Raw genomic sequence first — 6,930 nt, 5'->3', positions numbered from 1 at the left:
CCTAGCACCTAGCACCTAGCCTTATTTAACCTCATTACTCAGCGGCTGGTTATTGGCAAATTCAAGCGCGTTATTAATGGTTGTTTGGGCTATTTCAGTCAGTGCTTCTTTGGTGAAAAAACCTTGGTGACCGGTGACTAATACATTCGGAAAGCTCACTAAACGTGAAAATATATCGTCTTGCATTATTTCGTCGCGGCGGTCTTTAAAAAAGAGCTCTGATTCTTGCTCGTAAACATCGAGGCCTAAGTAGCCTAGTTTCTTGCTTTTGAGTGCGCTAATACAGGCTTTACTATCGACTAACGCACCGCGTGAAGTATTAATAAGCATTACACTTTGCTTCATTTTACTAAAGGCGTGCTCATCAATTAAATGGTGTGTTTGCTCATTAAGCGGGCAGTGTAAAGAGATCACATCACTTTGGTTAAGTAATGTATCAAGGTCGCAAAGCGTATAATCTCCTTGCTCAGCGTAGGGGTCACACACTAAAACATGGGCACCAAAGCCGTTAAGAATGTTGACCAGTGCTTTACCTATTTTACCGCAACCTATAATGCCAATCGTTTTTTTAAATAAATTAAAGCCAAGTAGGCCGTTTAAATCAAAGTTGTCTTCACGTATGCGGTTGTATGCTTTATGTGTTTTACGATTTAAAGTTAGCATTAATGCGATACAATGCTCTGCCACTGCTTCAGGGCTGTAAGCCGGCACGCGGCACACTTTGATTCTATGCTTCTTTGCAGCCGCTAAATCAACATTATTAAACCCAGCACAACGAAGTAAAATGCATTTTACCCCGTGTTCAGCTAACTGTTTAATCACTGCTTCGTTTACTACATCGTTAACAAACACACAAACCGCATCAAACCCTTTGCATAAAACAGCGCTTTGCTCTGTTAGCGATTGCTCAATATACGATAGGGCAATACTAGGTTGATTTTCTATGCAGGCATCAAAAAATGGGTGCTCATATTTTTGCGAACTGAAAAGCGCTATTGTTGTTTGCGTCATCAAGGGTACTCTCTATCACCATTTTTAAGGTTTCGGGCTTAGTGCGCGGTGCATAGCGCACAGATAACTGACCCTGAGAGTTTATTAGAAACTTTGTAAAATTCCATTTTATTGCACGATTTTGCGCAATACCTCGGGTCTGTGCTTTTAGGTAACTAAATAAAGGGTGGGTGTCTGGACCATTTACCATTACTTTATTAAACACAGGAAAACTAACATTGAATTGCTCGTGATAAAAGCGCTTTATATCCGCATTATCAATTGGCTCATTATGATCAAATTGATTACATGGAAATGCCAATATAGTAAATCCTCGGTGTTTGTATTGCTGATACAGTTTTTCTAAAGCCATCAATTGTATTGAAAAACTACATTTACTGGCTGTGTTAACGATTAATACTGTTTTGCCCTTTAACTGACTCAGTGAAAAATCTTCGCTGTTATTAAGAGGGGCGCTGAATTGATATATGCTATCCATAGTGAACCTATTGTTTGCCGTCCATGAAGAAATTTAATGAAGTCTTTTTCATTCGCTTTTTGTCTGTTCGGTTGAGATAATCAAAGTATCTTTTTAAGTTACCACTGAAATAGGTCAATTTTATGTCAATGAATATTTCGTTTATCGGGTTAGGTGTAATGGGTTACCCAATGGCTGGGCACCTTGTTAGTGCTGGGCACACAGTGACGGTTTATAATCGCACTACAGCCAAAGCGCAGCAATGGGCTGAGCAATACAATGGCGAATTTGCGCTCACTCCGGCGCTTGCTGCGCAAGGTGCTGATATTGTGTTTATGTGTGTAGGTAATGACGATGACTTACGTTCGGTGGTTTATGGTGACGAGGGTGTGCTTGCTGGCATGGCTGCGGGCACAATTTTAGTGGACCACACAACAACTTCAGCAGAGGTGGCGCGTGAAGTATCAGCAAAAGCTGCACTTCAAAATATTGCGTTTATTGATGCGCCCGTATCAGGCGGTCAAGCAGGGGCTGAAAATGGCGTATTGACGGTAATGGCTGGTGGCGATGAAGCCATATTTGCCAAAGTACAACCTGTGATGGCTGCGTTTAGCAAGTTTAGTCAGCTACTAGGTAAAGCGGGCTCTGGGCAACTTTGTAAAATGGTTAACCAAATATGTATTGCTGGCGTGGTGCAAGGTTTAGCAGAAGGCCTTCACTTTGCTAAACAAGCAGGGCTAGATGGTGAAAAAGTAATCGAGACTATCGCAAAAGGTGCGGCGGGTTCTTGGCAGATGGAGAACCGCCATAAAACAATGCTAGCGGGTGAGTATGAGTTTGGCTTTGCCGTAGATTGGATGCGGAAAGACTTAGGCATTGCCCTCGATGAAGCAAAAAATAATGGTGCAACCTTACCTATGACTGCAACAGTTGACCAATACTATGCGGATGTTCAGGCACTCGGTGGTGGTCGCTATGATACGTCAAGCTTATTAGCACGTATTGAAGCGTTACATAAAAAATAAATAATTAGATTGCCGGATAACAAATCTACCCTCAGTAAGTGATAAGCGGGTAGATGTGTGTTGTTATCTCTTAAATCTTCGCTTACGTAATTACTGACCCAAACATTGTTTGGGTTTTTTTATGAAAATTAATTTTTCTTAAGGTTTATTTAAGTTTGGCTCGTTAGATTTTACCCATAGTCTAAAAAGAGCGAACACTATGCAATCACTTCAAGTTACTAACTTGCCTATTATGAACACACACGATTATGTGTGTGCAAATGCAAACATGCCATTTCGTGTGCAATTAGAGCAAGTCGTTAAAGCGAGTTTTGCCAAGGCTTACGGCGCCAATATTAAACAGTTTATGCCGATATTATGCCAATTAAGTATTGCAGCTGACTCTTGCACATTGGGACTTAGAGCTGCTACTGAATCACTATTTATCGAGCAATACTTACCTGAGCCGATTGAGTACTTTGTTGATGCACCAAGGGCAGATATTTACGAGCTTGGTAATTTATGTTCAACCAGCCGCAAAGCAACGCTCGCTCATTTTGTATTAATGAATGAAGCACTTTATCAAATTGGCGCAAAACGCTTGGTATTTTGTGCCACTGCAAAGGTGAGAGCATTATTAAAAATGCTCTCAGTTAATTGCACTGAAATTGCATTAGCCAATAGTCATGCACTTGATAATCCAGCTGATTGGGGCACTTATTATGAAAATAAACCAACACTGTGTGTGGTTGATTTAGCGGCTGCTCATGAGTGCGTAATAAATACACCTCATTTATTTAATATTAAACAGCATTATCAACAAGCGAGTTGTCAATTAGCATCTCAATTGGAGGCATAATGAGGTTTTTATCGCAACTACCACACGCTGAGCTTGATACTGTGATTGTTGATCATCATGACCAACAGATGCGCCCAATTAGTAAACAGACGCTGATGCAAGCTGTGGCTAAGTTAATTATCGATTTTAAAGCGCTTGATATGTCAGCCGTGGCGTTTGTAATGGACAATACGCCTGCGTGGTTAATTGTTGACTTTGCATTGATTGAGTTACAACAAGTAAGCATTCCGCTGCCAACCTTTTTTAGCTCACAACAGTTAATTAATAGCGTGAATAAAAGCGGCGTTTCGCATTTTATTAGCGACACCCCCTATGAACTCGAGGGATTAGAATGTATTGCGGCCTTGAGCGTGTTAACCCGCTACCCGGTTTATATTTATAAAGTACGCGCTTGGGGCCCCACAGCATTTTTTACAGGTACGCAAAAAGTAACGTTTACTTCAGGTTCGACCGGTGAGCCAAAGGGAGTGTGTTTATCTTTACATAGTCAATTACAAGTGGCGGCCTCATTGCATCAGAAAATAGCGATAAAGCAGCCAAAACACCTGTGCTTATTACCTTTACCAGTATTACTTGAAAACATTGCAGGGGTTTATACACCGTTATTAGCTGCTGGTGAAGTGCATTTTATGACACTGCCGGAATTAGGCTTCTCTGGAGCAAAATTAAATGATGCCAGTAAACTGATCAACGCCATTGATTGTGTGCAACCGAACACGCTTATTTTGGTGCCGGAATTATTGACCTGTTTAGTCTGCTTTGCAAAGCAAGGATGGTCAGCACCAAAAAGCCTGAAATTTATTGCCGTTGGTGGCGCTGTAGTCAGCAGTGAATTGATCACTGAAGCGCGTAGTTTAGGTTTACCAGTTTATCAAGGTTACGGTTTATCTGAAGCTTCATCAGTGGTGAGCTTAAACACGCCAAATGATGATGACGTAGAGTGCGCAGGGCGGTTGTTAAATCACTTGCAAAGCAAACGGGTAGACGGGCAGCTATTTATTAAAGGCCCCTTATTTTTAGGCTATTTAGGTCAACAGCCCCATGATCAAACGAGTTGGTATGCCACCGGTGACTTGGTTGATCAACAACAAGGTCGGTTAACTATTAAGGGGCGATTAAAAAACCAAATTATTACTAGTTTTGGGCGCAACATCAGCGCTGAGTGGCCTGAATCTTTGCTACTTAGCCACAGTGAAGTACAGCAAGCTGTTGTTTTTGGTGAAGGTAAGGCGCATTTAGTGGCACTTATTTATGCATCAGTAAATATGACTGATTCGGTGTTAGCCGAGCATTGTCGAGGTGTTAATGCACAATTACCAGAATATGCCCAAATTAAAACATTTCACCGCTTAGCTAAACCACTTAACACGGAGCGGGGATTATTAACCAGTAATAACCGCCCTAAGCGCCAAGCAATAGCAAACTATTATCATGCACAACTAACAGCACTGTACAGTGAGGCAATATTATGAGCAATTTTTTCGAGACCTTAAAATCACAAACCCAAGCAGAGCGCGAATATTTACTGGCTGCACCGATCATTACTCGCGTATTTAACGGGCAAGTAAGCACAACTGAGTATGCTTCATTTTTAGCACAAGCCTATCATCATGTTAAACATACGGTGCCATTATTGATGGCTGTAGGCGCGAAACTATCGATTGAACAAGAGTGGATCCGTGAGGCTGTTGCAGAATATATAGAAGAAGAAATAGGCCATCAAGAATGGGTGCTCAATGATATTGCAGCGTGTGGTTTTGATAAAGAACAAGTACGTCAAAGTGCTCCCAAATTTGCCACTGAATTAATGGTAGCTTATGCCTACGATACAATTAATCGGGGTAACCCATTGGCATTTTTTGGCATGGTGCATGTGCTCGAAGGCACGTCAATTGCGTTAGCCGATAATGCGGCAAGTAACATAGCCAATATGACCGGGTTACCTAAAAAAGCATTTAGCTATTTAACATCTCATGGCGCTTTGGATATTGAGCATGTGAAGTTTTTTGAAGATTTGATGAACAAAATAGACTCTCCCGCAGATCAACAAGCAATTGTGTATGCCGCTAAATGTTTTTATAAGTTATATGGCAATATTTTTCGTGAATTAGATACAGATCCACAGTTTGTAACTAGCGACTTGGAGCAAAGTGCATGAACCGCCCACTTTGCGTGTTAACAGGTGCGACAGGCGGAATTGGTCAAGCTGTGGCATTAAAGTTGATTCAGCATGGCTGGCGTTTACTGTTAGTGGGTCGTCAACAAGCACAGCTTGAGACATTACAGGTTAAGTGTGGCCAAGACTGTGAGATATTTATTGGCGATTTAACATCAGCACAGACTCGTCAAAATTTACTCGAACATGCTAAATCACTCGGCGGTGCAGCAATGCTCATAAATAGCGCTGGCATTAATGTGATGCAAGGTTTTAGTGAAATGACGGAGCAGCAAATAGATGACTTACTGATAGTTAATTTGTCGGTGCCAATTAAGCTATGCCAGCTATTTTTACCACAAATTTTAGCTCAAAAAGGCTCAATAGTTAATGTGGGATCATCGTTTGGCAGTATTGGTTACCCTTATCAAACCTTATATTGCGCAAGTAAATTTGGATTAAGAGGAATGACCGAAGCGCTGGCCCGCGAACTCAGTCACTGTGATGTAAAAATATTATATTTAGCACCTAGAGCTACTGATACAACTATCAATTCAGTGCAGGTAAGGGCGATGAATAAAGCTTTAGGCAATACAATGGATCCCCCTGATAAAGTGGCAGATGCGCTTATTTCATTATTAAAATCCGGAAACTCACGCAGTTACATTGGCTTTCCAGAGCGCTTATTTGTCAAACTAAATGGGGCATTTCCCTCCTTAGTAGATAACGCAATTGCAAAGCAACTTCCTAAAATTAAAAGTTTTTTTGTAGATAAAATTGATAAAGGTGAATGATTATGACTAAACTACTTTATACTAGCTGCTTGTTATCTGGGATATTTTTAACCAGTACTGCACATGCTGATCTTGCAAGCGAATTAGCTCAAGTGCAAACCAGTTGGGCTACTGTGAATTATGAATTAGTAGATAAAGCGCAGCTCAATGCATTTGAAAAGCTATCAAAGCAGGCTGCTGGGTTTGCAAAAACCTATGATGATAAGGCTCAAAGCCATATTTGGTATGGTATTGTGCTTTCGAGTTACGCTGGGGCAAAAGGGGGCTTAGGTGCATTAGGGTTTGCAAAAGACGCTAAAGTACAGTTAGAGCAAGCCATAGAAATTGATGCTAATGCGTTATCAGGCTCTGCTTACACCAGTTTAGCGACGCTTTACAGCAAAGTACCGGGTTGGCCAATTGGATTTGGTGATGATGACAAAGCGAATGAACTATTTAACCAAGCGCTTGCTATAAATCCAAACGGCATCGATAGTAATTATTTATACGCGGCATTTTTGTATGACGAAAGAGAGTACAAAAAGGCCAAAAAACATTTACTTGCTGCCCAACAGGCGCCGGCTCGCCCAGAAAGACCAAAAGCAGATTTATATCGCCAGCAAGAAATAACTCAACTGTTGGCCAAAGTCGAGAAGAAACTAAAGAGATAA

Annotated in this window: 8 protein-coding genes; 6 read left to right on the top strand and 2 right to left on the bottom strand. The window is 41.2% G+C overall.

Going from position 1 to position 6,930, the window contains the following annotated elements:
• Nucleotides 1-21: 21 nt before the first annotated feature.
• Both CSC79_RS10250 and CSC79_RS10245 read right to left on the bottom strand, forming a co-directional pair.
• Nucleotides 22-1,011, bottom strand: a complete 990-nt coding sequence (locus CSC79_RS10250; RefSeq protein WP_099295714.1) for a 2-hydroxyacid dehydrogenase — start codon at nt 1,009-1,011, stop codon at nt 22-24.
• The gene (locus CSC79_RS10245) at nt 968-1,489 is read right to left on the bottom strand and encodes a glutathione peroxidase (RefSeq protein ID WP_099295713.1); all 522 of its coding nucleotides are present in this window, start codon (nt 1,487-1,489) and stop codon (nt 968-970) included. Before CSC79_RS10245 ends, CSC79_RS10250 begins: the two co-directional genes overlap by 44 nt.
• A gap of 122 nt (nt 1,490-1,611) precedes the next feature.
• On the opposite strand from CSC79_RS10245, the gene CSC79_RS10240 reads away from it, so the two are divergent.
• The 6 genes from CSC79_RS10240 (at nt 1,612) to CSC79_RS10215 (ending at nt 6,930) form a co-directional block, all read left to right on the top strand.
• Nucleotides 1,612-2,493, top strand: coding sequence for an NAD(P)-dependent oxidoreductase (locus CSC79_RS10240; RefSeq protein ID WP_099295712.1), 882 nt, complete (start codon nt 1,612-1,614; stop codon nt 2,491-2,493).
• Nucleotides 2,494-2,692: 199 nt separating this feature from the next.
• Nucleotides 2,693-3,331, top strand: a complete 639-nt coding sequence (locus tag CSC79_RS10235; RefSeq protein WP_099295711.1) for a thermostable hemolysin — start codon at nt 2,693-2,695, stop codon at nt 3,329-3,331.
• The gene (locus CSC79_RS10230; RefSeq protein WP_099295710.1) at nt 3,331-4,803 is read left to right on the top strand and encodes an AMP-binding protein; all 1,473 of its coding nucleotides are present in this window, start codon (nt 3,331-3,333) and stop codon (nt 4,801-4,803) included. Before CSC79_RS10235 ends, CSC79_RS10230 begins: the two co-directional genes overlap by 1 nt.
• Entirely contained in the window at nt 4,800-5,489 is a 690-nt protein-coding gene (locus CSC79_RS10225; protein WP_099295709.1) for an iron-containing redox enzyme family protein, read from the top strand. The genes CSC79_RS10230 and CSC79_RS10225 overlap by 4 nt, the downstream gene beginning before the upstream one ends.
• Nucleotides 5,486-6,280, top strand: coding sequence for an SDR family oxidoreductase (locus CSC79_RS10220; RefSeq protein WP_099295708.1), 795 nt, complete (start codon nt 5,486-5,488; stop codon nt 6,278-6,280). Before CSC79_RS10225 ends, CSC79_RS10220 begins: the two co-directional genes overlap by 4 nt.
• Before the next feature lie 2 nt (nt 6,281-6,282).
• On the top strand, nt 6,283-6,930 hold the full coding sequence (locus CSC79_RS10215; RefSeq protein WP_099295707.1) for a hypothetical protein: 648 nt from the start codon (nt 6,283-6,285) through the stop codon (nt 6,928-6,930).

This window comes from Pseudoalteromonas sp. 3D05 (assembly GCF_002723455.1).
Lineage (GTDB): Bacteria > Pseudomonadota > Gammaproteobacteria > Enterobacterales > Alteromonadaceae > Pseudoalteromonas.
Note: the sequence above shows the minus strand (reverse complement) of the source record. Positions and strands in the feature narration are given on the sequence as shown.

Coding starts and splice junctions, on each gene's coding strand:
- CSC79_RS10250 (WP_099295714.1), bottom strand. CDS start 1,011: ATGACGCAAACAACAATAGCGCTTTTCAGTTCGCAAAAATATGAGCAC.
- CSC79_RS10245 (WP_099295713.1), bottom strand. CDS start 1,489: ATGGATAGCATATATCAATTCAGCGCCCCTCTTAATAACAGCGAAGAT.
- CSC79_RS10240 (WP_099295712.1), top strand. CDS start 1,612: ATGTCAATGAATATTTCGTTTATCGGGTTAGGTGTAATGGGTTACCCA.
- CSC79_RS10235 (WP_099295711.1), top strand. CDS start 2,693: ATGCAATCACTTCAAGTTACTAACTTGCCTATTATGAACACACACGAT.
- CSC79_RS10230 (WP_099295710.1), top strand. CDS start 3,331: ATGAGGTTTTTATCGCAACTACCACACGCTGAGCTTGATACTGTGATT.
- CSC79_RS10225 (WP_099295709.1), top strand. CDS start 4,800: ATGAGCAATTTTTTCGAGACCTTAAAATCACAAACCCAAGCAGAGCGC.
- CSC79_RS10220 (WP_099295708.1), top strand. CDS start 5,486: ATGAACCGCCCACTTTGCGTGTTAACAGGTGCGACAGGCGGAATTGGT.
- CSC79_RS10215 (WP_099295707.1), top strand. CDS start 6,283: ATGACTAAACTACTTTATACTAGCTGCTTGTTATCTGGGATATTTTTA.